The organism is Chrysosporum bergii ANA360D (genome assembly GCF_029891735.1).
Classification (GTDB): domain Bacteria; phylum Cyanobacteriota; class Cyanobacteriia; order Cyanobacteriales; family Nostocaceae; genus Umezakia; species Umezakia bergii.
On the sequence record NZ_JANQDH010000055.1, the window covers coordinates 1 to 1,722 of the forward strand.

The following is a 1,722-nucleotide window of genomic DNA, read 5'->3' on the forward strand; positions in this document are numbered from 1 at the left end:
AGGAATTCACCAAAAGGTTTCCAGATGTGAAGGAGGTGATTGTGGATGGTACGGAGCGTCCAGTCCAGCGTCCTCAAAACCGAGAACGCCAAAAAGAGTATTACTCTGGCAAGAAAAAGCGGCATACATGCAAGCAGATTACAGTCAGCACAAGGGAGAAACGAGTGATTATTCGGACGGAAACCAGAGCAGGTAAAGTGCATGACAAACGGCTACTCCATGAATCAGAGATAGTGCAATACATTCCTGATGAAGTAGCAATAGAGGGAGATTTGGGTTTTCATGGGTTGGAGAAAGAATTTGTCAATGTCCATTTACCACACAAGAAACCGAAAGGTATCGAAGCAAGGAGGCATGGCGGCGGGATGGGTCAGTTTTTATAAGAGAGTTTTGACAATATAAATAAAAGACTTTTGACAACCAGACTTGGCATTACTTAGTTTCAGTCTTTCATCTCAAGTTTACGTTATTCTGAGGCGAACATGAATCTTATAACAACAAAAAAACAGGTAGATACATTAGTGATACACGCTCATCTTTTTACCATGCAGGGAAATGGTGTGGGATATATTGCAGATGGGGCACTTGCGGTTGAGGGTAGCCGTATTGTAGCAGTTGATTCGACGGAGGCGTTGCTGAGTCATTTTGAGGGCAGAAAGGTTATTGAGTCCGCGAATTGTGCCGTCTTGCCTGGGCTGATTAATGCTCACGTAGACACAAGTTTGGTGCTGATGCGTGGGGCGGCGCAAGATGTAACTAATTGGCTAATGGACGCGACCATGCCTTATTTTGCTCACATGACACCCGTGGCGAGTATGGCTGCAACACGCTTAAGGGTGGTAGAAGAGTTGAAAGCAGGCACAACAACATTCTGTGACAATAAAATTATTAGCCCCCTGTGGGGCGAATTTTTCGATGAAATTGGTGTACGGGCTAGTTTAGCTCCTATGTTCGATGCACTCCCACTGGAGATGCCACCGCTTCAAGACGGGGAGCTTTATCCCTTCGATATCAAGGCGGGACGGCGGGCGATGGCAGAGGCTGTGGATTTTGCCTGTGGGTGGAATGGGGCAGCAGAGGGGCGTATCACTACCATGTTAGGAATGTATTCGCCAGATATGATGCCGCTTGAGATGCTACGCGCAGCCAAAGAGATTGCTCAACGGGAAGGCTTAATGCTGCATTTTCATGTAGCGCAGGGAGATCGGGAAACAGAGCAAATCGTTAAACGATATGGTAAGCGTCCGATCGCATTTCTAGCTGAGATTGGCTACTTGGACGAACAGTTGCTGGCAGTTCACCTCACCGATGCCACCGATGAAGAGGTGATACAAGTAGCCAAAAGTGGCGCTGGCATGGTACTCTGTTCGGGAATGATTGGCACTATTGACGGTATCGTGCCGCCCGCTCATGTGTTTCGGCAAGCAGGCGGACCCGTTGCGCTAGGCAGCAGCTACAATAATATTTTCCATGAGATGAAGCTGACCGCCTTATTCAACAAAATAAAATATCACGATCCAACCATTATGCCGGCTTGGGAAGGCCTGCGTATGGCTACCATCGAAGGAGCGCGGGCGATTGGTTTAGATCACAAGATTGGCTCTCTTGAAGTTGGCAAAGAAGCCGACCTGATCTTAATAGACCTCAGCACCCCTAACCTCTCACCCACTCTGCTTAACCCCATTCGTAACCTTGTACCTAATTTCGTGTACGCTGCTTCAG

At 47.8% G+C, this 1,722-nt stretch carries 2 protein-coding genes; both read left to right on the forward strand.

Annotation, left to right across the window (positions count from 1 at the left end; genetic code table 11):
- A partial coding sequence (locus NWP17_RS08880) for a transposase family protein (RefSeq protein WP_280654552.1) occupies nt 1-383 on the forward strand: 383 nt, incomplete at its 5' end.
- A 99-nt stretch (nt 384-482) separates the two neighbouring features.
- Nucleotides 483-1,722 (forward strand): amidohydrolase family protein (locus NWP17_RS08885; RefSeq protein ID WP_280654553.1); only part of this gene is annotated, 1,240 nt, incomplete at its 3' end.